At 57.0% G+C, this 24,644-nt stretch carries 21 protein-coding genes; 10 read left to right on the top strand and 11 right to left on the bottom strand.

Annotated features, from left to right (window positions below):
• Positions 1-221 precede the first annotated feature (221 nt).
• Complete coding sequence (carA, locus tag OMR58_RS14235) at positions 222-1,370, top strand: glutamine-hydrolyzing carbamoyl-phosphate synthase small subunit (protein WP_234471977.1); 1,149 nt, start codon at positions 222-224, stop codon at positions 1,368-1,370.
• 17 nt (positions 1,371-1,387) lie between these two features.
• Entirely contained in the window at positions 1,388-4,612 is a 3,225-nt protein-coding gene (carB, locus tag OMR58_RS14230) for a carbamoyl-phosphate synthase large subunit (protein WP_200562036.1), read from the top strand.
• Between the two features lie 84 nt (positions 4,613-4,696).
• Here the strand turns inward: carB and OMR58_RS14225 are convergent, their stop codons facing one another.
• Positions 4,697-5,014 carry a helix-turn-helix domain-containing protein gene (locus OMR58_RS14225; protein ID WP_200562038.1) on the bottom strand — a complete coding sequence of 106 codons (318 nt, stop codon included), beginning with the start codon at positions 5,012-5,014 and terminating at the stop codon, positions 4,697-4,699.
• A gap of 7 nt (positions 5,015-5,021) precedes the next feature.
• Positions 5,022-5,354 carry a toxin gene (locus OMR58_RS14220; protein ID WP_200562040.1) on the bottom strand — a complete coding sequence of 111 codons (333 nt, stop codon included), beginning with the start codon at positions 5,352-5,354 and terminating at the stop codon, positions 5,022-5,024.
• A gap of 274 nt (positions 5,355-5,628) precedes the next feature.
• Here OMR58_RS14220 and OMR58_RS14215 point away from each other — a divergent pair, with 274 nt between their 5' ends.
• Genes OMR58_RS14215 through OMR58_RS14190 form a run of 6 tightly spaced genes read left to right on the top strand, consistent with a single transcriptional unit; the run spans position 5,629 to position 11,699 of the window.
• Positions 5,629-6,348 (top strand): FadR/GntR family transcriptional regulator, encoded by a 720-nt coding sequence (locus OMR58_RS14215; protein WP_200562042.1) that lies wholly within the window; start codon positions 5,629-5,631, stop codon positions 6,346-6,348.
• Positions 6,329-7,486: a PLP-dependent transferase gene (locus OMR58_RS14210; protein ID WP_264546246.1), complete on the top strand. Its 1,158-nt coding sequence runs from the start codon at positions 6,329-6,331 to the stop codon at positions 7,484-7,486. Before OMR58_RS14215 ends, OMR58_RS14210 begins: the two co-directional genes overlap by 20 nt.
• A 55-nt stretch (positions 7,487-7,541) precedes the next feature.
• Positions 7,542-8,813, top strand: coding sequence for an ABC transporter substrate-binding protein (locus OMR58_RS14205; protein WP_264546245.1), 1,272 nt, complete (start codon positions 7,542-7,544; stop codon positions 8,811-8,813).
• Positions 8,814-8,855: 42 nt separating this feature from the next.
• Positions 8,856-9,779, top strand: coding sequence for a carbohydrate ABC transporter permease (locus OMR58_RS14200; protein ID WP_123337309.1), 924 nt, complete (start codon positions 8,856-8,858; stop codon positions 9,777-9,779).
• Between the two features lie 10 nt (positions 9,780-9,789).
• Positions 9,790-10,617, top strand: a complete 828-nt coding sequence (locus OMR58_RS14195) for a carbohydrate ABC transporter permease (protein WP_200562044.1) — start codon at positions 9,790-9,792, stop codon at positions 10,615-10,617.
• A 5-nt stretch (positions 10,618-10,622) separates the two neighbouring features.
• The gene (locus tag OMR58_RS14190; RefSeq protein ID WP_264546244.1) at positions 10,623-11,699 is read left to right on the top strand and encodes an ABC transporter ATP-binding protein; all 1,077 of its coding nucleotides are present in this window, start codon (positions 10,623-10,625) and stop codon (positions 11,697-11,699) included.
• Between the two features lie 3 nt (positions 11,700-11,702).
• Here OMR58_RS14190 and OMR58_RS14185 read toward each other — a convergent pair whose 3' ends face one another.
• Positions 11,703-12,317, bottom strand: a complete 615-nt coding sequence (locus tag OMR58_RS14185; RefSeq protein WP_200545151.1) for a LysE family translocator — start codon at positions 12,315-12,317, stop codon at positions 11,703-11,705.
• Between the two features lie 189 nt (positions 12,318-12,506).
• Here OMR58_RS14185 and folA point away from each other — a divergent pair, with 189 nt between their 5' ends.
• Complete coding sequence (gene folA, locus OMR58_RS14180; RefSeq protein ID WP_264546243.1) at positions 12,507-12,989, top strand: type 3 dihydrofolate reductase; 483 nt, start codon at positions 12,507-12,509, stop codon at positions 12,987-12,989.
• Positions 12,990-13,065: 76 nt separating this feature from the next.
• Here folA and apaH read toward each other — a convergent pair whose 3' ends face one another.
• The 6 genes from apaH to lptD form a co-directional block, all read right to left on the bottom strand.
• On the bottom strand, positions 13,066-13,893 hold the full coding sequence (gene apaH, locus OMR58_RS14175) for a bis(5'-nucleosyl)-tetraphosphatase (symmetrical) ApaH (RefSeq protein ID WP_264546242.1): 828 nt from the start codon (positions 13,891-13,893) through the stop codon (positions 13,066-13,068).
• A gap of 83 nt (positions 13,894-13,976) precedes the next feature.
• Positions 13,977-14,354 (bottom strand): Co2+/Mg2+ efflux protein ApaG, encoded by a 378-nt coding sequence (gene apaG / locus OMR58_RS14170; protein WP_105594755.1) that lies wholly within the window; start codon positions 14,352-14,354, stop codon positions 13,977-13,979.
• Positions 14,355-14,356: 2 nt separating this feature from the next.
• Positions 14,357-15,178 carry a 16S rRNA (adenine(1518)-N(6)/adenine(1519)-N(6))-dimethyltransferase RsmA gene (rsmA, locus tag OMR58_RS14165; protein WP_200545154.1) on the bottom strand — a complete coding sequence of 274 codons (822 nt, stop codon included), beginning with the start codon at positions 15,176-15,178 and terminating at the stop codon, positions 14,357-14,359.
• Positions 15,171-16,163, bottom strand: coding sequence for a 4-hydroxythreonine-4-phosphate dehydrogenase PdxA (pdxA, locus tag OMR58_RS14160; protein WP_264546241.1), 993 nt, complete (start codon positions 16,161-16,163; stop codon positions 15,171-15,173). The genes rsmA and pdxA overlap by 8 nt, the downstream gene beginning before the upstream one ends.
• Positions 16,153-17,448, bottom strand: a complete 1,296-nt coding sequence (surA, locus tag OMR58_RS14155) for a peptidylprolyl isomerase SurA (protein ID WP_105594752.1) — start codon at positions 17,446-17,448, stop codon at positions 16,153-16,155. Before surA ends, pdxA begins: the two co-directional genes overlap by 11 nt.
• 55 nt (positions 17,449-17,503) lie before the next feature.
• Positions 17,504-19,882, bottom strand: a complete 2,379-nt coding sequence (lptD, locus tag OMR58_RS14150) for an LPS assembly protein LptD (protein WP_105594751.1) — start codon at positions 19,880-19,882, stop codon at positions 17,504-17,506.
• Between the two features lie 222 nt (positions 19,883-20,104).
• Here lptD and djlA point away from each other — a divergent pair, with 222 nt between their 5' ends.
• Positions 20,105-20,929 carry a co-chaperone DjlA gene (gene djlA / locus OMR58_RS14145; RefSeq protein ID WP_105594750.1) on the top strand — a complete coding sequence of 275 codons (825 nt, stop codon included), beginning with the start codon at positions 20,105-20,107 and terminating at the stop codon, positions 20,927-20,929.
• 19 nt (positions 20,930-20,948) lie between these two features.
• Here djlA and rluA read toward each other — a convergent pair whose 3' ends face one another.
• Both rluA and rapA read right to left on the bottom strand, forming a co-directional pair.
• Positions 20,949-21,608 carry a bifunctional tRNA pseudouridine(32) synthase/23S rRNA pseudouridine(746) synthase RluA gene (gene rluA, locus OMR58_RS14140; protein ID WP_105594749.1) on the bottom strand — a complete coding sequence of 220 codons (660 nt, stop codon included), beginning with the start codon at positions 21,606-21,608 and terminating at the stop codon, positions 20,949-20,951.
• 41 nt (positions 21,609-21,649) lie between these two features.
• Positions 21,650-24,556 carry an RNA polymerase-associated protein RapA gene (rapA, locus tag OMR58_RS14135; protein ID WP_264546240.1) on the bottom strand — a complete coding sequence of 969 codons (2,907 nt, stop codon included), beginning with the start codon at positions 24,554-24,556 and terminating at the stop codon, positions 21,650-21,652.
• Between the last annotated feature and the right edge of the window lie 88 nt (positions 24,557-24,644).

Raw genomic sequence — 24,644 nt, 5'->3', positions numbered from 1 at the left:
GCCAGGATATGTGGTGTTTTCAGCGTTAATCTTCTTATAAACCAACCAGTGAGTTAAAAAGTGAAGAAAAAGTGCCTCGCAGGGTAGACATTCGCGAGGGCGATCATTAGAATGCGCGCAATTTGCCAAAAACTGAGCAGTCAGGCAGTTTTTGCATTGATTCGGCTCTATTTCTGAATTAATATGCAGATATTGTGACTGTTTATTCCCTGGAGGATGTTTTGATTAAGTCAGCGCTCTTGGTTCTGGAAGACGGAACCCAATTCCACGGTCGGGCCATCGGGGCAACCGGATCGGCAGTGGGAGAAGTTGTTTTCAACACTTCAATGACCGGTTATCAAGAAATCCTCACTGATCCTTCCTATTCCCGCCAAATCGTTACTCTTACTTATCCCCATATCGGCAATGTCGGCACCAACTCAGCTGACGCAGAATCTACTCAGGTACATGCACAGGGTCTGGTGATCCGTGACTTACCGCTGATTGCCAGCAACTATCGCAATGAAGAAGGGCTGACCGACTATCTGGTCCGCAACAACATTGTCGCTATTGCCGATATCGATACGCGTAAGCTGACTCGTCTGCTGCGCGAAAAAGGGGCGCAGAACGGCTGCATTATTGCCGGAGATGCACTGGACGCTGCCGTGGCGCTGGAAAAGGCTAAAGCCTTCCCTGGCCTGAAAGGCATGGACCTGGCGAAAGAAGTGACCACCCCGGAAGCCTACAGCTGGCTGCAGGGTAGCTGGACGCTGGAAGGCGACCTGCCTGCGGCGAAAGCGGAAGGCGAACTGCCGTTCCACGTAGTGGCCTACGATTACGGCGTGAAGCGCAATATTCTGCGTATGCTGGTGGATCGCGGCTGCCGCCTGACCGTGGTGCCTGCACAGACTCCGGCTGAAGACGTATTAAAGCTGAACCCGGACGGTATTTTCCTCTCCAACGGCCCTGGTGACCCGGAGCCGTGCGACTACGCCATCAGCGCAATTAAGCGTTTCCTGGAAACCGATATTCCGGTATTTGGCATCTGCCTCGGTCACCAGCTGCTGGCGCTGGCCAGCGGTGCAAAAACCGTGAAGATGAAACTCGGTCACCACGGCGGCAACCACCCGGTGAAAGATCACGATAAGAACACCGTGATGATTACCGCCCAGAACCACGGCTTTGCCGTTGATGACAGCAACCTGCCTGCGAATCTGCGCGTGACGCATACCTCACTGTTTGACCACACGGTCCAGGGTATTCACCGCACGGATAAAGCGGCTTTCAGCTTCCAGGGTCACCCTGAAGCCAGCCCGGGCCCGCACGATGCAGCCCCCCTGTTCGATCACTTTATCGAACTGATTGAAGCTTACCGTTCCAGCGCGAAATAAGGTCAGGAGAGAGAGCAATGCCAAAACGTACAGACATAAAAAGTATCCTGATCATTGGCGCAGGTCCTATCGTTATCGGTCAGGCCTGTGAGTTTGACTATTCCGGTGCGCAGGCGTGTAAGGCGCTGCGTGAAGAGGGCTACCGCGTCATTCTGGTGAACTCTAACCCGGCGACCATTATGACCGACCCGGATATGGCCGATGCGACCTACATCGAGCCGATTAACTGGGAAGTGGTGCGTAAAATCATTGAAAAAGAGCGCCCGGATGCCGTGCTGCCAACCATGGGCGGCCAGACTGCGCTGAACTGTGCGCTGGAGCTGGAGCGCCGTGGTGTGCTGGAAGAGTTCGGTGTGACCATGATTGGTGCCACCGCTGATGCGATTGATAAAGCTGAAGATCGTCGCCGCTTCGACGTGGCGATGAAAAGCATCGGCCTGGACACCGCGCGTTCCGGTATCGCACATAATATGGAAGAAGCGCTGGCGGTTGCCGCCGACGTGGGCTTCCCGTGCATCATTCGTCCTTCCTTCACCATGGGCGGCACCGGCGGCGGTATCGCCTACAACCGCGAAGAGTTCGAAGAGATCTGCGAACGCGGTCTGGATCTGTCGCCAACCAACGAGCTGCTGATTGATGAGTCGCTGATTGGCTGGAAAGAGTACGAGATGGAAGTGGTGCGTGATAAAAACGACAACTGCATCATCGTCTGCTCGATTGAAAACTTCGATGCCATGGGCATCCACACCGGTGACTCGATTACCGTTGCGCCAGCACAGACGCTGACCGACAAAGAGTACCAGATCATGCGTAACGCCTCGCTGGCGGTGCTGCGTGAAATCGGCGTGGAAACCGGTGGCTCCAACGTGCAGTTCTCCGTTAACCCGGAAAACGGCCGCCTGATCGTTATCGAAATGAACCCGCGCGTATCACGCTCTTCCGCGCTGGCATCGAAAGCGACCGGCTTCCCGATTGCTAAAATCGCCGCCAAGCTGGCGGTGGGCTTCACCCTCGATGAACTGACCAACGATATCACCGGCGGCCTGACCCCGGCATCGTTCGAACCGTCCATCGACTACGTGGTGACCAAGATCCCACGCTTCAACTTCGAGAAATTTGCCGGTGCTAACGACCGTCTGACCACCCAGATGAAATCCGTGGGTGAAGTGATGGCGATTGGCCGCACGCTGCAGGAATCCATGCAGAAAGCGCTGCGCGGTCTGGAAGTGGGCGCGAACGGCTTCGACCCGAAAGTTGACCTTAACGATGCTGAAGCGCTGACCATCATTCGCCGCGAGCTGAAAGATGCCGGTTCAGACCGCATCTGGTACATCGCCGACGCCTTCCGTGCCGGAATGACCGTGGAAGATGTCTTCGCGCTGACCAACGTGGATCGCTGGTTCCTGGTGCAGATTGAAGAGCTGGTTCAGCTGGAGCAGCAGGTAGCGAAAGTCGGTCTGAACGGCCTGACCTATGACTTCCTGCGCACCCTGAAGCGTAAAGGCTTTGCCGATGCGCGCCTGGCAGCGGTTGCCGGTGTGACCGAATCAGAAATTCGTAAACTGCGCGAGCAGCACAACCTGCACCCGGTGTACAAACGTGTGGATACCTGTGCGGCCGAATTCTCGACCGACACCGCCTACATGTACTCCACCTATGAAGAAGAGTGCGAAGCGAACCCGAATCAGGATCGCGACAAAATCATGGTGCTGGGCGGCGGTCCAAACCGTATCGGCCAGGGTATCGAATTCGACTACTGCTGCGTTCATGCCTCGCTGGCGCTGCGCGAAGACGGTTTCGAAACCATCATGGTGAACTGTAACCCGGAAACCGTCTCCACCGACTACGACACCTCAGATCGTCTGTACTTCGAGCCGGTCACGCTGGAAGACGTGCTGGAAATCGTGCGCATTGAGAAGCCGAAAGGCGTTATCGTACAGTACGGCGGCCAGACTCCACTGAAACTGGCGCGTGCGCTGGAAGCCGCAGGCGTACCGGTTATCGGCACCAGCCCGGACGCCATTGACCGTGCTGAAGACCGCGAGCGTTTCCAGCAGGCGGTTGACCGCCTGGCGCTGAAACAGCCTGCCAACGCCACTGTTACCACCATCGAAATGGCGGTAGAGAAAGCGGCCACCATCGGCTATCCGCTGGTTGTGCGTCCTTCCTACGTGCTGGGCGGCCGGGCGATGGAAATCGTTTACGACGAAATCGACCTGAAGCGCTACTTCACCACGGCGGTTTCCGTTTCCAACGACGCGCCGGTGCTGCTGGATCGCTTCCTGGATGACGCGGTAGAAGTCGACGTAGATGCGATCTGCGACGGTGAGCAGGTGCTGATTGGCGGCATCATGGAACACATCGAACAGGCTGGCGTTCACTCTGGTGACTCCGCCTGCTCCCTGCCGGCCTACACGCTGAGCAAGGAAATTCAGGATGTGATGCGTCAGCAGGTTGAGAAGCTGGCCTTCGAGCTGGGCGTACGCGGTCTGATGAACGTGCAGTTTGCGGTGAAGGATAACGAAGTTTACCTGATTGAGGTGAACCCACGTGCTGCTCGTACCGTGCCGTTCGTCTCTAAAGCTACAAGCGTGCCGCTGGCGAAAGTGGCCGCGCGCGTGATGGCCGGTAAAACGCTGGCTGAGCAGGGCGTGACCGAAGAAATTATCCCGCCGTACTTCTCGGTGAAAGAAGTGGTGCTGCCGTTCAACAAGTTCCAGGGCGTGGACCCTATCCTTGGCCCGGAAATGCGTTCTACCGGTGAAGTGATGGGCGTAGGCCGCACCTTCGCTGAAGCCTTCAGCAAAGCGATGCTGGGTGCGCAGAGCAACATGAAGAAGAGCGGTCGTGCGCTGCTGTCGGTTCGTGAAGGCGATAAGAAACGTATCGTTGAGCTGGCGCGTCGTCTGCTGGGCTTCGGCTTTGAGCTGGATGCCACCGACGGCACCGCAGCGGTGCTGAAAGCTGCCGGTATCGAAGTGCGTCGCGTCAACAAGGTGCATGAAGGCCGTCCGCACATTCAGGACCGCGTGAAGAACGGTGAGTACGTGTACATCGTTAACACCACCGCAGGCCGTCAGGCGATTGAAGACTCCAAGCTGATCCGCCGCAGTGCGCTGCAGTATAAAGTGCACTACGACACCACGCTGAACGGTGCCTTCGCCACCACCAACTCGCTGAACGCCAGCGCGATCGACCAGGTTATCTCAGTGCAGGAAATGCACGCGCAGATTAACGGTTAATCACCCTCTCGTCGGGCCAGGTCAGGCATGCCTGACCGCTACAGAGGCGTTAAGGGGCGACCAGTTTTCTGGTCGCCCCTTTTTTTAACCAATTTTTGCCAGAGTCTCCAGCGTGGTGGACTCATTCTCGATCAGGCGGATCAGTAAAATAGCCTGTTTATTCGGTTTTGCCCGCCCCTGCTCCCAGTTCTGATAGGTGGTCAGTCCGGTCTGCAAATACTGCGCAAATACCGCCTGTGAAAGCTGTAAATTTTCACGAATAGTGCGCAGCTCTTCCGGTGCCAGAGCAATTTCGGCCCTGGCCGTCAGACGGTGGGTTTTCAGGGTTTTCTTGCCCTGCTGCTGTTCAGCCAGAGCGCCAAAACCTTCAACCAGCTCAGCGTAAAGATCGCGTTTTTCCATGTGATCATCATCCTTTAGTCAGGTGTGTTAGCAACGCGCGTAAGTGTTCGCGCTGGGGCGGCGAGAGATCGCCTATTTCACCTTTGCTGTAAATGGTAAACAGCAGAAAATGTGCCTGTTCCTGCCACCAGTAATAGATTATCCGCGAGCCACCGCGTTTTCCTTTATGGCGATGGTTGTCGCCCACGCGTATTTTACGCAGCCCACCGGTGTGTTGGATCACGTCACCGCAGGTGGGGCAGAGCATAAGCAAATTCTGCAAACTGCGGAACGCTTCGTCAGTAAGATAGTCGGCACGATGACGTGCAAACGGCGGAAGTTCTACAAAGATAGCATCCACTGCTGTTTCTCCAGGCTCTAAACTATGCCCAAATATGGGTTAGTTCAAGGTTTTTTTGTCGTTTTATTAAACACCCTGATTTTGCTTGCTTGCCTCAGACATGTCTCGCACCTTGCTCAATCCCTGCGCAATGCTTCGCAATTCTGCACCTTTCCCGCTCAGAAGATTTTCTTATCAAATACAAATAACCAGTTAAATCATATGTATAAATTTTGGCATTCTCTTTGCAGTGTCCCTGACAGGTTGAGTTGTTGGACCAATTTCAGGAGGCAGCATGTCATTACTTCCCGCCGCACTGGCACCGATAGCTGTACAGCACAGTGATGTGCTGGTGCTCGATGCGCTGACGCGCTATGTGGCGCAGTCAGGGATGCAGATCGGCGAGCGCCTGCCGCCGGAGCGGGTGCTGGCGGAGCAGCTTGCCGTTAGCCGCAATACGGTGCGCGAAGCGCTGAAACGCTGGGAAACACTGGGCATTATCGTGCGGCGCAAGGGCAGCGGCACCTTTCTGCAGGCCGAAGTCACCAGCAATGACAGTTTTCTGTCGCTGCGCTTCAAAAACGACTCACAAAACATGCTGCACGCGCTGGAGGTCCGCCGAATTATTGAGGCCGAATCCTGCTCGCTGGCGGCGGTGCGCGCCACGGCGGATGACCTGTTGCTGATTGAACAGCGTCTGCTGGAGATGGAGCGCGTGCACCTGGCCGTCGGTTCCGCCGGCGCGGAGGACTGGCTATTTCACTCCAGTATTTACCAGGCGGCGCACAACCCGCTGTTACTGCATATGGTGGTGGGGCTGTACGACACCCTGCACGCCTTTTTTGAATCCCCGCCCGAGCAGGCGCTGTTCAGCGACTCGTTTCCGCTACACCGCACACTGTTTGAGGCCATACAGCAGCGCGATGCCGATGAGGCAAAGCGCGTCAGCCATCTGATTCTTGACATAACCGAACGTGACATGAAGGACGTGATCCATGCAGCCAGAAAAGCGTAGTGACCAGACCCAGTTAACCCACGATGCCCGTCATGACAAAGGGGCCGTATCGCCGCCGATTTACCAGTCTTCGCTGTTCAGCTTCAGCGACTACGACAGCATGATTGCCCGCTTCCGTGGCGACAGCGACCAGCCGCTCTATTCCCGCGTGGATAACCCGACGGTGAAAGAGCTGCAGGAAAAGGTGGCGAAGCTGGAGCAGGGGGAAGCCTGCCTGGCATTCAGCAGCGGCATGGCGGCGATCAGCAACGCCATTCTCAGCGTGGTATCGCCCGGGGACAAAGTGGTGTGTATCAATCACGTTTACCCGGATACCTATCGTTTCCTGCGCGGTTTCTGCCAGCGCTTCCGTATTCGCAGCGAATTCGTCGACGGCGAGTCGCTTGAGTCGGTTAAAGCGGCGCTGTCCGACGCGAAACTGCTGTATCTGGAAAGCCCGAGCAGCTGGGTGATGGGCGAACAGGACCTGCGTTCGCTGGCCGAACTGGCGCAGTCGATGGGCGTCACCACCATTATCGACAACAGCTGGGCGTCGCCGCTGTATCAAAAACCGCTGACGCTGGGCATCGATATCGTGGTGCATTCCGCCTCGAAATACATCAGCGGCCACAGCGATGTGGTGGCCGGGCTGGTGATTGCCAGCCGCGAACGTATTGCCGCTATCACCAGCGGTGTCAGCCCGTTCCTCGGCGGCAAGCTGTCGGCTAACGAAGCCTGGCTGCTGATCCGCGGCCTGCGTACGCTGCCGCTGCGTATGCGTCAGCATCAGGAGAGCGCATTGAGCATTGCCCGGCAGCTGTTGGCGCATCCGCAGGTCACCCGCGTTTATCACCCCGGTCTTGAACCGCTGCCTTCCTCCGCCCTCAGCGGCTACAGCGGGCTGTTCGCCTTCGAACTGGATGAGTCGGTGGATATTCCCCGCTTCTGTAATGCGCTTGGCCTGTTCCATATGGGCGTGAGCTGGGGCGGTTTTGAAAGCCTGGTGATGCCGGCGATTTCGGTGCTCAACCAGGCAGGAGAGTTTAATTCCGCTCGCGATTTTGGCGTGTCGCCCCGCGTGGTGCGCGTCTCTATCGGTCTGGAAGAGACGGAAGAGTTGTGGCTCGACTTGCAGCAGGCGATTGCCGCCGCACGCTAAACCCCGCCCGGCGGGACATTTCATCTAACCAGAGGTCATCATCATGCAACATCCTATGCGCGCTTTGTTATGCCAGTGCGTGGTCGCCGCCCTGGGAATGGGTGCCGCGGTCTTTAGCCAGGCCGCCACCAAACTGACGCTGGTAGAGGTGATCACCAGCCCGGCAAGGACCGCCGTTTTGCAGGAGATGCTGACGGACTACAAGAAACAGCATCCGGGAACGGAAATCGAGGTGATCTCGCTGCCGTGGGGCCAGGCGTTTGAAAAGCTGGGCACCATGCTGCAAAGCGGCCAGGTGCCGGACGTAGTGGAGATGCCGGATACCTGGCAGGGGCTGTACGCCAGCAACAATATGCTGGAAGACCTGGAGCCGCAGCTGAAAAGCTGGTCTGCCACGCCGCAGCTGACCGACAAGGCGCTGGCGATGGCGCGTGCCGCCAACGGTAAAGCGACGATGATCCCTTACGGCTTCTATCTGCGGGCGATGTTCTGGAACAAGAAGCTGTTCCAGCAGGCGGGCCTGAGCGAAGCGCCGAAAACCATGGATGAGTTCGTGGCCGATGCGAAGAAAATCAGCGCGCTGGGCAACGGCATTAGCGGCTACTGCATGCGCGGCGGCGTGGGCGGCACCAACGCCTGGATGATGTTTATGGCGGCGATGAACGGCTCGCCGGACTTCTTCGATAAGCAGGGTAACAGCACGCTGACCCAGCCCGGAGCGCTGAAGGGGGCGCAGCTGCTGGTAGATATGTACCAGAGCGGCGGCGCGCCGAAGGACAGTGTGAACTGGGGCTTTAACGAGATCGTTTCCGGCTTCTACTCCGGTAAATGCGCGATGCTCGATCAGGACCCGGATGCGCTGATCGCCATCAAAAACAGCATGCCTGCCGAGGACTTTGCCGTAGCTCCGATGCCGGTTGGCCCGTCGGGCAAAGCCTTCCCGACCATTGGCTATACCGGCTGGTCGGTGTTCAAACAGGCAAAACAGAAGGATCAATCCTGGCAGCTGATCCAGTTCCTCAGCAGCGAGTCAAACAACCTTACCTGGTCGAAGTTCGTGGGTACGCTGCCGATCTACAAGGGGGCGGAAAACGATCCTTACTACCACTCGCCGCAGTTTGCCGGCTGGTTTGCCGAGCTGAACAGCCCGAACTATGTGCCGCTGACCATGCCGACGCATCTGAAAGGCTGGGGCTACTTTAACTCGGTGATTGTGAAGGAAAGTTCGCAGGAAACCCTGCTGGATCAGAACGATACGGAATCCATGGTCAAGGACTGGGCGAAATACCTGACGAAAGAGCAGAAGGCCTGGCTGGCCACGCAATAACAGTGACTCCCGCTCAGGCGGGAGCCTTTACGGAGACGCCCTATGATGCTTGATACCCCCGCTGGCCGCGTCGCCAGCGCTCCGCGCTTTGCTCGCCTGCGTATGCTGGCCGAGCCGTGGCTTTACCTCAGCCCGACGTTGGTGCTGATCGGGCTGTTTATTTTTGTGCCGATGATGATCGGCATTTCCTACGCCTTCCAGAATATTCAGCTGTTGAATCCGATGGATAGCGGCTGGGTTGGCCTGGATAACTTCCGCCAGATGTTTGACGATCGGCGCTTCTTTAAGGCGCTGGGCCATACCGTGAACTGGACGCTGACTTCGCTGGCGCTGCAGTTCGCGCTGGGCCTGGGGCTGGCGCTGCTGCTGAATCGCGAGTTCCCGCTGCGCCGCTGGGCGCAGGCGCTGGTGTTTCTGCCGTGGGCAGTACCGGCATTTTTATCCGGCCTGACCTGGTCGTGGCTGCTTAACCCGGTAATCGGTATTTTGCCGCACTGGCTGGTGGATCTGCACGTGCTCAGCGAGCCGTACAATATCCTCTCCGATCCGCAGCTGGCGCTGTACGGGCCGGTGATCGCCAACGTCTGGTTTGGCATTCCTTTTTTTGCCATCACCCTGCTTGCTGCCTTGCAGTCGATCCCGAAGGATCTCTATGAAGCCGCGTCGATGGACGGTGCCAGCGGCTGGCAGCAGTTTAAGCGCGTGACGTTGCCGTTCCTGGCTCCGATGATCGCGATTACTGTGATGCTGCGAACCATCTGGATCGCCAACTTTGCCGATCTGATCGTGGTGATGACCGACGGCGGCCCCGCCGGTTCCACCTCGATCCTCTCCAGCTACATCTTTACCACCGCCTACCGCAAGCTGGACTTCGGCTACGCCTCGGCGATGGCGGTATTCCTGCTGGTGCTGATGACCTGCTACGCGCTGGTGCTGCTGCGCATTCGCCAGCGTCTGTTGAAATAAGGAGGCGACGATGAGTGCACTGTTACGTTTGATTGGCCATCGTGCCGGTATCCTGTGTTATCTGTTATTTGCGCTGTTCCCGCTGTACTGGGTGATCAAAATTTCGCTGACCCCCGATCCCCTGTTGTTCAGCGAGGGCGTCCGGCTGTGGCCTGCGGCGCTGACCCTTGACCATTTCCGCCGGGTGCTGGTGGAGAGCGACTTCCCGACCTTCTTCACCAACAGTCTGATCGTCTCGTTCGGCACCGCCGCGCTGTCGACGGTGGTGGCGGCCGCTGCGGGCTACGCGTTTTCCCGCTTTGGCTTTCGCGGCAAAACGGTGATGGCTGCGGCGCTGCTATTTACCCAGATGTTCCCGCTGGTGATGATCCTGGCACCGATTTATAAGGTGATGGCGCCGCTTGGGCTGACCAACAGTCTGTTCGGTCTGATCCTGGTTTACAGTGCGTTCAACGTACCGTTTGCCACCTTTCTGATGCAGTCGTTTTTCGATGCGATCCCGAAAGATCTGGAAGAGTCCGCGATGCTGGAAGGCTGCACCCGCTTTCAGGCGCTGTATCGGGTGCTGATGCCGCTGACCCTGCCGGGCATGGCCGCCACGCTGGGGTTTGTCTTTACCGCCGCGTGGAGCGAGCTGCTGTTCTCGCTGATGCTGATTAATAAAAACGAAGTGATGACCTTCCCGGTCGGGCTGCTGAGCTTCGTGTCTAAATTCGCCGTTTCCTGGGGAGATATGATGGCCGCCGCCGTGCTGGCGCTGATCCCCGCCTGTCTGTTTTTCGCCTTCATTCAGCGCTACCTGATCCAGGGGCTGACGGCTGGCGCGGTAAAAGGATAATCACGATGGCTCAAATTTCTCTCTCTCAAATCCAGAAGCGCTACGGCAACGTTGAGGTGCTGCGCAATATCGATCTGACTATCGCCGACGGCGAGTTTGTGGTGCTGGTAGGGCCGTCGGGATGCGGTAAATCCACCCTGTTGCGCACCATCGCCGGGCTGGAGCTGGCCAGCAGTGGGGATATTCGCATCGGCAGCCGCCTGATGAATCAGGTTGCGCCAAAGGATCGCGATATCTCGATGGTATTTCAGAGCTATGCGCTCTATCCGCACCTGACCGTGGCGCGCAACATGGGCTTCAGCCTGGAAGTGCAAAAACGTCCGAAGGCGGAAATTGATGCGGCAGTGCAGCGCGCGGCGGAGATCCTCAGCCTGACGCACCTGCTGGATCGACGCCCCAAAGAGCTGTCCGGCGGCCAGCGCCAGCGCGTGGCGATGGGGCGGGCGATTGTGCGCCAGCCGCAGGTGTTTCTGTTTGATGAGCCGCTCTCTAACCTTGATGCCCAGCTTCGCGGCCAGATGCGGGTGGAGATAAAAAAACTGCATCAGCAGCTGAGTAATACCATCGTTTACGTCACCCACGATCAGGTGGAGGCGATGACGCTGGCCGATCGCATCGTGGTGCTAAATCACGGGGTGATTCAGCAGGTGGGGACGCCGCTGGAGCTGTACGACACGCCAGCGAATAAATTTGTCGCCAGCTTTATCGGTTCCCCGCCTATGAACTTTATTAACGGGCGGGTACAGCGAGGCGATCGCGGCGCGTGTGTGGAAGTGAATACCCGACTGGTGCTGCCGCTGGGCGAACGCGATGGCATCGCGGCAGGGAAAGAGGTGATTTACGGCATTCGCCCGGAAAATATTACGCTGTGCGATCTGGCCGACGAGGGCGCTCTGCCGCTACAGGTGTCGCTGGTGGAGCCGACCGGGCTGTCCGAACTGATTCACGGTACGCTGCACGGCATTCCACTGATGATTTACAGCACACTGCGCTCTGGCGCACAGGCCGGGGATACCATCGGTATTGCGCTGGATGTGACCAGAGTGCAACTGTTTGATGCGGACAGCCAGATCCGCCTGTAGCGATCAGGAAAGCGCGACCTTGATGCCCAGTGCGATAAGAACGCCGCCCAGCAGCTTATCAACAATGCGCTGGGCTTTAGCGAGCCCGCGACGCACCGGAGCGCTCTGGATCAGCACTACCAACAGCGGCCACCACAGCGCCGACAGGCCAAGGATGATACCGGCATACAGCAGCTTTTCGCTGATGTCGGAATTCACGCTCAGTACCTGGGTAAAGATCGACAGGAAGAACAGTGTGGCCTTGGGGTTCAGCAGATTGCACAGATAGCCCTGCAGGAACGCTTTCTTCAGCGAGGTCTGTTCCGGGGCAACCTGGCTGAGATCCATTTTGCTGCCGCCGCGAGAAATCAGTGCCTGAATGCCGATGTAAATCAGATAACCCGCACCGGCATACTTCAGCAGCATAAACAGCCACGGCGTGGTGGTGATCACCACCGCCAGTCCGGCGACGCAGTAGGCCATATGGGTGGCGACGGCGCAGTTAACGCCGAGCGCACTCATCAGCGCCGCGCTGCGGCGATAGCGAGCGGCGTTCTTGATAATCAGGAAAAAATCGGGTCCGGGAGAGAGCATTCCCAGTGCCGCAATGGTCGCGACAAATAAACTGGTTTCTAACATGATGGTGGTCTGCATCTTAACGAAAGCAGAATTTTAGCACGCCGTCGGGGAATTTCATGGCGAAAATTGTGGGGAAAGTGACGCAACCGATAACCTGATAAACCTTTACTGAATAAGCTACGCTTTGCTATCGACGAAACTTTCGCCTTTCCGTATGATGGCGCCAATTTTACCCCTGTTGAGTTTTATATGATGATTAGCCTGATTGCGGCCCTGGCGGCCGATCGTGTAATTGGGATGGAAAATGCCATGCCGTGGCATCTGCCAGCGGATCTGGCCTGGTTTAAGCGCCACACCCTGAACAAGCCGGTGGTGATGGGGCGTCGTACCTGGGAATCCATTGGTCGCCCGCTGCCGGGACGCCTGAATATCGTGATTAGCAGTAAAAAAGGCGATGCGGAAGGGGTGACCTGGGTGACCTCTATCGAAGACGCGCTGAAAGCCGCTGGTGATGTTGATGAGCTGATGGTGATTGGCGGTGGTCGTATTTACGAGCAGCTGTTGCCGCGTGCCGATCGCCTGTATCTGACCCACATTGATGCGGAAGTGGAAGGGGATACCCATTTCCCTGACTATGAGCCGGACGAGTGGCAGTCAACCTTCAGCGAGTTCCACGATGCTGACGACAAAAACTCCCACAGCTTCTGCTTTGAGATTTTGGACCGTCGTTAACGATCGTCGTTAATCGTGAGAAGTTAAAAAGGGCGGACAATGCTGTCCGCCCTTTTGCTTTAAACAAGGCCCGTGCTTACAGGATTTCACTTTCGCGGCTGGAAACCTGGGTAAATACCCGCTTATCTTCCCAGCGCAGCATGGTCAGCGTGCCGCCCCAGCAGCAGCCCGTGTCCAGGCCAATAATTCCTTCCGGAGTCCCTTTACCTTCCAGCGACGCCCAGTGGCCGAATGCGATGGTGTATTCACGCGAGACCGGGCCCGGAATGTTGAACCACGGTTTTAACGGTGGCGGGGCGCTTTCCGGCGATTCTTTACTGATCATATCCAGTTGACCGTTGGGGAAGCAGAAGCGCATCCGCGTCAGGGCGTTGCTGCTGAACCGCAACCGTGCCAGGCCACTCAGCTCCGGCGACCAGTTGTTGGGCATATCGCCGTACATGGCATCAAGGAACAAAGGATAGGTATCGCTGCTCAGTACCGATTCCACCTCTCGTGCGCACATTTTGGCGGTTTCAATATCCCACTGCGGTGTGATGCCGGCATGCGCCATGACCAGCTTTTTCTCTTCATCGACCTGCAGCAGCGGCTGGCGACGCAGCCAGTTGATCAGCTCATCGGCATCGTCCGCCTGGAGCAGGGGTGAAATGCGATCCTTGGGCTTATTGCGGCTGATGCCGGCATACACCGCCAGCAAGTGCAAATCGTGGTTGCCCAGCACCAGTCTGACGCAGTCTCCCAGCGAACGCACAAAACGCAGTACTTCCAGTGAGTCCGGACCGCGCGCGACCAAATCACCGGTCAGCCATAGCTGGTCCTGCTGCGGATCGAAGGCAACCTGACCCAGCAGCGACCGCAGCTCGTCATAGCAGCCGTGAACATCCCCGATTAGATAAGTACTCATGCATCTGTCCTGAAAATATGAAAGCAGCCCTGGCGATCCCCGGCGATAAGCAGGGTAGTAGAGGCTGAAGGGAAAAGAGCGGATTAATGAATATGGCTGGCGATGGCCAGACGAAATACCGGGATATCCACCAGTAGTTTTTCGCCTTCACTGTCCACCATCTGATAGTGACCCTGCATGGTGCCCATTGGCGTTTCCAGCACTGCACCGCTGGTGTACTGGTATTCGCCGCCGGGTTCAATATGCGGCTGTTCACCGATAACGCCTTCGCCCTGAACTTCGGTTTCACGACCGTTACCGTTGGTGATCAGCCAGTAGCGGCCAAGAAGCTGAACGGAAACACGCCCCAGATTGCGGATGGTGATGGTGTAGGCAAAAACATAGCGATCTTCATCAGGTGCGGACTGCGACTCGATATAGACACTCTGTACCTGTACACAAACACGGGGCGTATCGTTCATATTCAGCTCTCCTGCGGCTGTGGATTCGCAGATAACCAGTTAGCCAGCTGGCAGTACTGCGCCACCGTAATGTTCTCGGCGCGCAGGGTGGGATCGATATTCATCTCTTCCAGCGCTTCCAGCGTGAACAGATGGCCCAGGCTGTTGCGCAGCGTTTTACGGCGTTTACCGAAGGCTTCTGTCGTGATGCGGCTCAGCACTCGAACGCTTTCTACCGGGTTAGGCAGCGTGGCATAAGGCACCAGACGCACCACGGCGGAATCAACTTTTGGCGCCGGGGTGAAGGACTCCGGCGGGACTTCCAGCACCGGGATCACCTGGCAGTAGTACTGCGCCATTACCGTCAGACGACCATACGCCTTACTGCCCGGACCGGCAACCAGACGATTCACCACTTCCTTTTGCAGCATAAAGTGCATGTCGCGAATCGAACCGACATAGCTGAACAGGTGGAACATCAGCGGCGTGGAAATATTATACGGCAGGTTACCGAACACGCGCAGCGGCTGGCCTTTTTCTGCGGCGAGCGCCGCAAAATCAAAGGTCATCGCATCCTGCTGGAAGATCGTCAGTTTCGGGCCAAGGAACGGATGGGTTTGCAGGCGTGCAGCCAGATCGCGGTCAAGTTCCACAACGGTCATTTCATCAATACGCTCGCCAACCGGTTCGGTCAGTGCGCCAAGGCCGGGGCCGATTTCGACAATCGCCTCGCCGCGCTGGGGGTGGATAGCGTTGACAATACTGTCGATAATATACTGATCGTTAAGGAAGTTCTGGCCAAAACGTTTGCGGGCAAAATGGCCCTGATGGACGCGACTATTCATTACTGCTCTTAATCATTGTGATGGCGAGGTTAAGCGCCGTTTTAAAGCTGCCCGCATCGGCCTGCCCGCTTCCGGCCAGCTCAAGAGCCGTACCGTGATCGACAGACGTGCGGATAAATGGCAGACCGAGGGTGATGTTCACCGCGCGGCCAAAGCCCTGATATTTTAGCACCGGAAGTCCCTGATCGTGATACATCGCCAGTACAGCGTCTGCATTTTGCAGATACTTGGGCTGGAACAGCGTATCGGCAGGGAGCGGGCCGGTCAGATTTATCCCGCGCTGGCGCAGTTCATCCAGCGCCGGGATAATGGTGTCAATTTCTTCGCGGCCCATATGGCCGCCTTCCCCGGCGTGGGGATTCAACCCGCAGACCAGAATATGCGGCTCCCGGCTGCCAAACTTACTTTGCAGATCGGCATGCAGGATCGTAATCACTTCATGCAGGCTTTCACGAGTAATGGCGGCGGAAACATCCTTCAGCGGCAAATGTGTGGTTGCCAGCGCTACGCGCAGCTCTTCCGTTGCCAGCATCATGACTACGCGATCGCAGCCCGCGCGTTCGGCAAAGAATTCGGTATGGCCGCTGAATGGAATGCCGGCATCGTTAATGACACCCTTGTGGACCGGTCCGGTGATCAGCGCGGCAAACTCGCCGTTCAGACAGCCATCGCAGGCGCGGGCGAGGGAAGCCAGCACGTAATGGCTGTTGTCCACGCACAGCTCACCGGCGGTCACCGGCTGCGCCAGCGGCAGCGGCAATACGGTCAGCGTACCCGCGCTCTGTGGCTGAGCGGGCATATCCGGTTGGTATTCACGCAGGGTCAGGGGTAAATGCAAAGCTGCCGCGCGGGTGCGCAGCAGCTCGGAGTCGGCACAGATAACCAGTTCAACCGGCCAGGCCTGCTGGGCCAGCTGAACGATTAAATCGGGACCAATCCCGGCGGGTTCGCCGGGGGTGATAACGACGCGAAAGTTATTGCGCATTGGCATCCAGAATCTTCACATAGGCAGTGGCGCGTTCTTCCTGCATCCACGTCTGTGCTTCTTCCGCGAACTTGCGGTTGAACAGCAGGCGGTAAGCACGTTCTTTCTTCGCCGCGTCGGTCTTATCAACCTGGCGCGTGTCCAGCAGCTGAATTAAATGCCAGCCGAACGAAGAGTGAACCGGGGCGCTCATCTGGCCTTTTTGCAGACGCAGCAGCGCATCACGGAAGGCCGGGTCGAAGGTTTCCGGAGAAGCCCAGCCCAGGTCGCCGCCCTGATTTGCAGAGCCCGGATCCTGTGACAGCTGCTTAGCCGCATTGGCAAAGCTCAGCTTGCCGCTGTTGATCTCATTGGCCACTTCCTGCAGCTTCTGGCGAGCCTGGTCGTCGGTCATGATCGGCGACGGCTTCAGCAGAATATGGCGGGCATGCACTTCGGTTACGGAGATGCTCTGGCTGTCGCCGCGCATGTCGTTCACTTTCAGGATATGGAAGCCAACGCCGGAACGGATTGGACCGATAATGTCGCCTTTTTTGGCAGTAATCAGTGCCTGGCCGAACAGTGACGGCAGCTCCTGAATACGGCCCCAGCCCATGTTACCGCCCTTCAGCGCCTGTGGATCGGCAGAGTAGGTGATGGCCATCTTACCGAAGTCAGCGCCGCCCTTGGCTTCTTCAACCAGTTTACGCGCCAGCGCTTCCTGATCGTCAACCTGCTGCTGTGAAGGGTTTTCCGGCAGCGGCAGCAGAATGTGGCTGAGGTTCAGCTCGGTGCCTGCGTCGTTCTGCGAGGCCATCTGCGTTGCCAGGGAGTCCACTTCCTGCGGCAGAATAGTGACACGGCGGCGAACTTCGTTATTGCGCACTTCTGAGGTCAGCATCTCTTTACGGATTTGCTCACGGTAGGTGGCGTAGTTGATGCCGTCGTAGGCCAGGCGGCTACGCAGCTGATCGGTACTCATTTTATTTTGTGCGGCGATATTGCCAATGGCCTGATCCAGCTGAGCATCGCTGATCTGAATGCCGGCCTGTTTCGCCATTTGCAGGAGAATGTTGTCCATAATCAGACGTTCAATAATCTGATGGCGTAACGTTTTATCATCGGGTAGCTGCTGTCCTGCCTGCTGTGCCTGACCTTTAACGGACTGCATCATGCCGTCCACATCACTTTCTAACACCACGCCGTTGTTAACAATAGCGGCGACTTTATCAACTACCTGCGGTGCTGCGAACGCGGTGCTGGCTGTCAGCGCGGCACCGAGGATCAGCATTCTCCAGTTCTTCATACTTTTTCCATTCTTCCTATCCGCAATGCGGGTTGGCATATCAAACATTACAACATCAGAAAGCGCGTTGATAAGGCAGGATGCCCTGACGCAGCATTTGACCGGTACCTAAGCCATAACTTGGGCTGAGGCCACGCAGCTCAATGTTGAACGAGACTTTATTGTCATACTTACTGCTGTCGTCTTCCCAGCTGGTGATTTTACGTTCATAGCCAAGGCGAATCGCATAACAGCATGAGCTGTACTGGATACCCACCAGCTGATCGGCAGGCTGATTGGCTTTCGTATCGTAATACCACGCACCGACGACGGACCAGGCATCAGCAATAGGCCAGCTTGCTGTGGCACCAACCTGAGAAATACCTTTTTGATACAGCGGGTTAGTATACTGAGTCAGCGTCTGCTGAATATACTCCTCGCTGGTATAACGGTAGTTCAGCTGTACCATGCGGTCAGCATCACGGCGCCATTCCAGCACGGCATTACCCTGTGAAACGTTGTCCAGACGGGTGTCATACTGCAGTCCACCACGTGCTGCCCAACGGTCGCTGATTTTCCAGTAGGTATCGCCCGCCCACACCAGGCTGCCTCGATCGTCATCGTCCGTATAGTTTAATCCGGTGCGTGCCGGGGTAAACGAGTAGATTTGACCAATGGAAGCGTTAAAACGTTCAACCAAATCGTTATCAAATATTCGCGTGGTCACACCGGTAGTCACCTGGTTCGCCGAAGCGATGCGATCCAGGCCGCTGTATGTCTTGTCGCGGAACAGACCGGTATAGTCGGTCTGCAACAGCGTGGAGTCATAGGCGTTGATATTGCTCTGGTTACGATACGGAATGTACAGGTACTGCATCCGCGGTTCCAGAGTCTGGGTATAGCCTGGCGACCAGTTCATATCACGGTCAAAGACCATCTTGCCGTCAATTTTAAACTGCGGCATAACGCGGTTAACCGAGTTCTTTAACTGGTTATCCTGGTTCTGGCTCAGCGAGTTGAAGTATTCAACATCATTTTGCTCATAGTGGGTTGCCAGCAGTTTGGCTTCGGTGTTCAGGCTACCCCAGCTGTTAGAGAGCGGCAGGTCGATGGTGGGTTCCAGGTGCAAACGCGTGGCGTCCGGAAGATCGCCGTTCACGTTGGTGAACTTCACTGCCTGAGCATAAAGATGCGTATCGAACGGGCCGATATCATTTTTATAGTAGTTGAAGTCAAACTGCGGCTCTGCGCGATACACATTACGCGTGGAGTTATTGGCGAATATCTGGAACTGTTTGGTCGACAGCGTGGCATCCCAGTTCTTTTCCGCATAGCCCACGCTGAATTTCTGCGTGACATAGCCATCGGTGGTTGAACCGTAGGTGGAGTCAAGGTCGGTAAAGTAATACGGATCGCTGACTTTGGTGTAGTCCGCGTTGAAACGCCAGTTCTGCTCGTAGACGCCGGAGTGACGCCAGTGGAACAGCCAGCGGTTCGAATCTTTATCGTCCGCATGCTCACGATTGTAAACGTCATCGGAGTTCATGTAGTCGAATTCCATCAGGCCGGTGCCTACACCGGTCAGATAGCGGAACTCGTTCTGCCACTGCATGCCACGGCGGCTGATGTAGTGCGGCGTCAGCGTGGCATCGGCCTGTGGCGCGATATTCCAGTAGTACGGCAGCATAAACTCGAAGCCGCTGCTGCTGCCGTATTTGGCATTCGGGATCAGGAAGCCTGAGCGGCGTTTGTCACCCACCGGCAGCTGCAGGTAAGGGCTGTAAAACACCGGCACCGGGCCGATCTTAAAGCGGGCATTCCAGATCTCAGCCAGCTGCTCATCACGATCGTGGATCACTTCTGAACCCACGACGCTCCAGCTATTCTGGCCCGGAAGACAGGAGGTAAAAGTCCCGTTTTCCAGAATGGTGTAGCGGCTGTCACCGCGCAGTTTCATCTGGTCGGCATCACCACGCCCCTGGCGGCCCACCATCTGGTAGTTACCGTTCCAGACGTTAGTGTCTTTGGTATTCAGATTTGACCAGGCTTTCGGGCCTTTCAGGATCACCTGATTATCGTCGTAGCGCACATTGCCGAGTGCATCCACGGTACGGGTAGGTGTGGCCTGACCCTGCACGGTTTTTTGGTGCAGCTGAACTTCGTCGGACTGCAGGCGGCTGTTGCCCTGCTGAATATCAACATTGCCGGTAAATACCGCGTTATCGGGGTAGTTTCCCTGTGCTTTGTCCGCATCAATGGTGACCGGCAGTTCGTTGGTTTTTTTTCCCTGTACCAGAGGACGGTCGTAACTAGGTACACCCAGCATACATTGAGATGCGAGGTCATCGGCCAGTCCTTGCTGGCTGTACAGCGCTGAACCGATTAGGGTTGCCAGCAATGTAGGTAGACTTTTTTTCATACGCGGTATCGAAAATTCCGTGGTCACTGGCATCATGCCGACAAACCGTCAGAGACTAACGTACTCAACTGGATTGCGCCAGTCATACCCACCATCTTTCAGGAGGGGGACTATTCGCTTCCGTCGACTCTTTGTCTGTCCGCATCAACCAAACAGGGATACTTCTGGTTGTTTGACCGTGTTGCCAATAGGCTATGGGATGAATGACAGGTATGATAATGCAATTTTTAGCCTTCAGCATGGCGAATTGAGGAGTATATGCGCTATTGGGGAAAAGTATTGGGTCTTGTGCTCGGTTTGTTATCCGGCGCGGGCTTTTGGGGACTGGTGATCGGTCTGTTGATTGGCCATTTGATTGACCGTGCAAGTGTGACCCGACAGCAGGGCTACTTTGCCAATCAGCAGACCCGCCAGGCGCTGTTTTTCCGTACGACCTTCCAGGTAATGGGGCATTTGACCAAGTCAAAAGGGCGGGTGACCGACGCGGATATTCAGATGGCCTCGTTGCTGATGGATCGCATGCAGCTGCACGGCGAGGCGCGTACCGCCGCACAGCGTGCTTTTCGCGAAGGCAAAGAGGGTGACTATCCGTTAAGGGATAAACTTCGCGAACTGCGCAGTGCCTGTTTTGGTCGTTTTGATTTGATCAGGATGTTTCTGGAAATTCAGATCCAGGCAGCGTTTGCCGACGGGTCTCTGCATCCTAACGAGCGCCAGGTGCTGTACGTGATTGCAGAAGAGCTGGGGATCTCCCGCGTTCAGTTCGATCAGTTCTTACGCATGATGGAGAGCGGCCAGCAGTTCGGCGGCGGCGGTTACCAGAGCGGCGGTTCTTCTCAGGGCGGTTATACCCCCGGCAGCCGTGGCCCGACGCTGGAAGATGCCTGTAGCGTGCTCGGTGTTAAAAGCAGCGATGAAGCCACCACTATCAAGCGTGCCTATCGTAAGCTGATGAGCGAACATCATCCCGACAAACTGGTGGCAAAAGGATTACCACCGCAGATGATGGAAATGGCCAAGCAGAAAGCGCAGGAAATTCAGGCCGCGTACGACCTGATTAAACGCGAGAAAGGATTTAAGTAGTTCCCAGGCAGGCTGCAAATCAAAAATCGGCGGGCTGGCGGAAGGTCATCGGCGTGCCGAACAGCGGATGAGTAATGCTCAGGCTCTCCGCATGCAGCTGCAGGCGCGGTGCCATTGCCCGCGCTTCATCGTGTGCATAGAAGCGATCGCCGAGAATAGGGTGCCCCAGCGCCAGCATGTGTACGCGCAGCTGGTGGGAGCGCCCGGTGATCGGTTTTAACTGCACGCGTGCGCTGTTGTCAGCGGCATAGTCCAGCACCTGATACTCGGTCTGCGCCGATTTCCCGGTTTCAAAACACACCTTCTGCTTAGGCCGGTTCGGCCAGTCACATATCAGCGGTAAATCGACCAGGCCACTTTCCGGCTGCGGATGCCCCCAGACGCGGGCGACGTAGGTTTTCTGCGGCTCGCGCTCGCGGAACTGGCGTTTCAGCTCGCGTTCGGCGGCCTTATTGAGCGCCACGACGATCACGCCGCTGGTGGCCATATCCAGGCGATGCACGGATTCGGCTGTCGGAAAATCACGCTGGACGCGCGTCATCACGCTGTCCTTGTGTTCTTCCTGGCGACCGGGAACCGACAGCAGGCCGCTGGGCTTATTCACCACCATAATATGCTGATCCTGGTAGAGAATATGCAGCCAGGGTTCAAGCGGCGGATTGTAGGGTTCCATCATCATTTCTCTGCCTTGGGCCAGCCGGGCTGGCCCACTATTATGACTTACTGGTGGGTGACCACGATCAGACGCAGCGCGTCCAGACGCCAGCCGGCCTGATCCAGGTTAGCCAGTACCTGCTCACGATTGCTTTCCAGCGCATCAATCTCATCCTGACGGATGTTCGGGTTGACCGCGCTCAGCGCTTCCAGACGCGACAGCTCGGCGCTCAGCTTCTCATTGGCTTCCACGCGGGCGGCGTCGATCAGCTTGCGGGCTTCCACTTCGGCCTGCTCTTCAGACAGCTTGATGATCTCGTGCACGTTCTGCTGCACCGCGTTCACCAGCTTGCTGCCGGTATGGCGGTTCACCGCGTTCAACTGACGGTTAAAGCTTTCAAACTCCACCTTACTGGCGAGATTGTTGCCTTTGCTGTCCACCAGCATACGCACCGGCGTTGGCGGCAGGAAGCGGGTCAGCTGCAGATGCTTAGGCGCCTGGGCTTCCACCACGTAGATCAGCTCCAGCAGCAGCGTACCCACCGGCAGCGCCTTGTTCTTCAGCAGCGACAGCGCACAGCTGCCGGTATCACCGGAGAGGATAAGGTCCAGACCGTTGCGGATGATCGGATGTTCCCAGCTGACGTACTGTGCATCTTCACGCGACAGTGCCTGGTTACGGTCGAAGGTGATAGTGCAGCCATCTTCCGGCAGACCCGGGAAATCCGGTACCAGCATATGATCGCCTGGGGTCAGCACGATCAGATTGTCGCTGCGATCTTCCTGATTGATGCCGACGATGTCGAACAGGTTCAGCGCGAAGTTGACCAGCTCAACGTCATTATCCTGCTCGGAGATCAGGTCAGCCAGCGCCTGCGCCTGCTCGCCACCGTTGGAGTTCAGCTCCAGCAGGCGGTCACGGCCCAGTTCGAGCTGGGCTTTCAGCGCGTCGTGCTGTTTGCGGCACTCGTGGATAAAGTCATCCATGCCTTCCTGATTTTCCGGCGAGGCCAGATAGGCAATCAACTGCTCATAGGCGCTGTCATAGATTGTACGGCCGGTCGGGCAGGTTTGCTCAAAGGCATCCAGCCCTTCGTGATACCACTGGACCAGCACCGACTGCGCGGTTTTTTCCAGGTACGGGACGTGGATTTCAATGTCGTGCGCCTGACCGATACGGTCGAGACGGCCAATACGCTGCTCCAGCAGATCCGGGTTAAACGGCAGATCGAACATCACCAGCTTGCTGGCGAACTGGAAGTTACGGCCTTCTGAACCGATTTCGGAGCACAGCAGAACCTGTGCGCCGTCCTCTTCGGAGGCAAACCAGGCCGCCGCGCGGTCGCGTTCGATAATCGACAGACCTTCGTGGAATACGGCCGCGCGAATACCTTCGCGCTCGCGCAGCACCTGCTCCAGCTGTAGGGCGGTGGCGGCTTTGGCGCAGATTACCAGCACTTTCTGGTCGCGGTTGCTGGTGAGGTAGCCCATCAGCCATTCAACGCGCGGGTCGAAGTTCCACCAGGTGCCGCTGTCGCCTTCAAATTCCTGATAAATCTGCTCCGGGTAGAGCATATCGCGAGCACGTTCGTCGGCGGATTTGCGCGCGCCCATAATGCCGGACACTTTGATTGCCGTCTGATACTGGGTTGGCAGCGGCAGGCGGATCTGGTGCAGTTCGCGTTTCGGGAAGCCTTTTACGCCGTTACGCGTGTTACGGAACAGTACGCGGCTGGTGCCGTGGCGGTCCATCAGCATGCTGATCAGCTCTTTGCGAGCGGCTTGTTTGCCTTCGCGATCGCTGTTAGCGACCTGCAGCAGCGGTTCGATATCCTGTTCGCCCATCAGGTCGTTGATCAGGTTCATCTCATCGTTGCCAATGCTCTTATCCGCCAGCAGCATCGCAACCGCATCGGCAATAGGGCGGAAATGCTTCTGCTCTTCGGCAAACTGCGCGAAGTCGTGGAAGCGATTTGGATCCAGCAGACGCAGACGGGCGAAGTGGCTCTCCATTCCCAGCTGTTCCGGGGTGGCGGTCAGCAGCAGCACGCCGGGGATATGCTCGGCCAGCTGCTCAATAACCTGGTATTCACGGCTTGGTGCGTCTTCCGACCATACAAGGTGATGGGCTTCATCGACCACCATCAGGTCCCATTCGGCTTCGGCCAGCTTCTCAAGGCGCTGCTTGTTGCGGCGCACGAAGTCCAGCGAGCAGATAATCATCTGCTCGGTATCAAACGGGTTATCGCTGTCGAGCTGGGCTTCGGCATAGCGGGCATCATCAAACAGCGCGAAACGCAGGTTGAAGCGGCGCAGCATTTCGACCAGCCACTGGTGCTGCAGTGTTTCCGGTACAACGATCAGGATGCGTTCGGCACGTCCGGCCAGCAGCTGCTGGTGGATGATCATCCCGGCCTCGATGGTTTTACCTAACCCCACCTCATCGGCCAGCAGTACGCGCGGCGCATGGCGGCGGCCGACGTCGTGAGCAATATGCAGCTGGTGCGGGATCAGGCTGGTACGCATGCCGCGCAGGCCGCTGGTGGACAGGCGATACTGCTCGCTCTGATATTTACGCGCGCGGAAGCGCAGCGCAAAGCGGTCCATGCGGTCCAGCTGACCGGCGAACAGGCGATCCTGGGGTTTACCGAACACCAGTTTGCTGTCCAGCATCACTTCGCGCAGGCGTACACCGGTTTCACCGGTGTCGAGGCGGGTACCAAAATAACTCACCACGCCGTTATCGGTTTGCACTTCGTCAACTTCCAGCTGCCAGCCTTCGTGGCTGGTAATGGTATCGCCCGGATTAAAAACGACGCGAGTGATCGGCGAATCATTTTTAGCATAAAGGCGGTTTTCGCCCGTTGCGGGGAATAACAGTGTCACCATGCGGGTATCAACGGCAACAACAGTTCCTAATCCCAGTTCGCTTTCCGTATCGCTTATCCAGCGTTGACCAAGTGTAAAAGGCATAAATATTCGGCTCGATTTTCGTGTAGTCAGTTTCAGGCAATAGTATAACGCCCCGGCAGAATCTGCCCGGCGTGCATGTCAGAACGAG

Source organism: Erwinia sp. INIA01 (genome assembly GCF_025947915.1).
In the GTDB taxonomy this organism is placed as follows: Bacteria; Pseudomonadota; Gammaproteobacteria; order Enterobacterales; family Enterobacteriaceae; genus Erwinia; species Erwinia coffeiphila.
Note: the sequence above shows the minus strand (reverse complement) of the source record. Positions and strands in the feature narration are given on the sequence as shown.

Excerpts from the sequence above, each read along its gene's own strand:
- carB (WP_200562036.1), top strand. The coding sequence starts at position 1,388 with ATGCCAAAACGTACAGACATAAAAAGTATCCTGATCATTGGCGCAGGT.
- OMR58_RS14225 (WP_200562038.1), bottom strand. The coding sequence starts at position 5,014 with ATGGAAAAACGCGATCTTTACGCTGAGCTGGTTGAAGGTTTTGGCGCT.
- OMR58_RS14215 (WP_200562042.1), top strand. The coding sequence starts at position 5,629 with ATGTCATTACTTCCCGCCGCACTGGCACCGATAGCTGTACAGCACAGT.
- OMR58_RS14210 (WP_264546246.1), top strand. The coding sequence starts at position 6,329 with ATGCAGCCAGAAAAGCGTAGTGACCAGACCCAGTTAACCCACGATGCC.
- OMR58_RS14205 (WP_264546245.1), top strand. The coding sequence starts at position 7,542 with ATGCGCGCTTTGTTATGCCAGTGCGTGGTCGCCGCCCTGGGAATGGGT.
- OMR58_RS14200 (WP_123337309.1), top strand. The coding sequence starts at position 8,856 with ATGATGCTTGATACCCCCGCTGGCCGCGTCGCCAGCGCTCCGCGCTTT.
- OMR58_RS14195 (WP_200562044.1), top strand. The coding sequence starts at position 9,790 with ATGAGTGCACTGTTACGTTTGATTGGCCATCGTGCCGGTATCCTGTGT.
- OMR58_RS14190 (WP_264546244.1), top strand. The coding sequence starts at position 10,623 with ATGGCTCAAATTTCTCTCTCTCAAATCCAGAAGCGCTACGGCAACGTT.
- OMR58_RS14185 (WP_200545151.1), bottom strand. The coding sequence starts at position 12,317 with ATGTTAGAAACCAGTTTATTTGTCGCGACCATTGCGGCACTGGGAATG.
- folA (WP_264546243.1), top strand. The coding sequence starts at position 12,507 with ATGATGATTAGCCTGATTGCGGCCCTGGCGGCCGATCGTGTAATTGGG.
- apaH (WP_264546242.1), bottom strand. The coding sequence starts at position 13,893 with ATGAGTACTTATCTAATCGGGGATGTTCACGGCTGCTATGACGAGCTG.
- apaG (WP_105594755.1), bottom strand. The coding sequence starts at position 14,354 with ATGAACGATACGCCCCGTGTTTGTGTACAGGTACAGAGTGTCTATATC.
- rsmA (WP_200545154.1), bottom strand. The coding sequence starts at position 15,178 with ATGAATAGTCGCGTCCATCAGGGCCATTTTGCCCGCAAACGTTTTGGC.
- pdxA (WP_264546241.1), bottom strand. The coding sequence starts at position 16,163 with ATGCGCAATAACTTTCGCGTCGTTATCACCCCCGGCGAACCCGCCGGG.
- surA (WP_105594752.1), bottom strand. The coding sequence starts at position 17,448 with ATGAAGAACTGGAGAATGCTGATCCTCGGTGCCGCGCTGACAGCCAGC.
- lptD (WP_105594751.1), bottom strand. The coding sequence starts at position 19,882 with ATGATGCCAGTGACCACGGAATTTTCGATACCGCGTATGAAAAAAAGT.
- djlA (WP_105594750.1), top strand. The coding sequence starts at position 20,105 with ATGCGCTATTGGGGAAAAGTATTGGGTCTTGTGCTCGGTTTGTTATCC.
- rluA (WP_105594749.1), bottom strand. The coding sequence starts at position 21,608 with ATGATGATGGAACCCTACAATCCGCCGCTTGAACCCTGGCTGCATATT.
- rapA (WP_264546240.1), bottom strand. The coding sequence starts at position 24,556 with ATGCCTTTTACACTTGGTCAACGCTGGATAAGCGATACGGAAAGCGAA.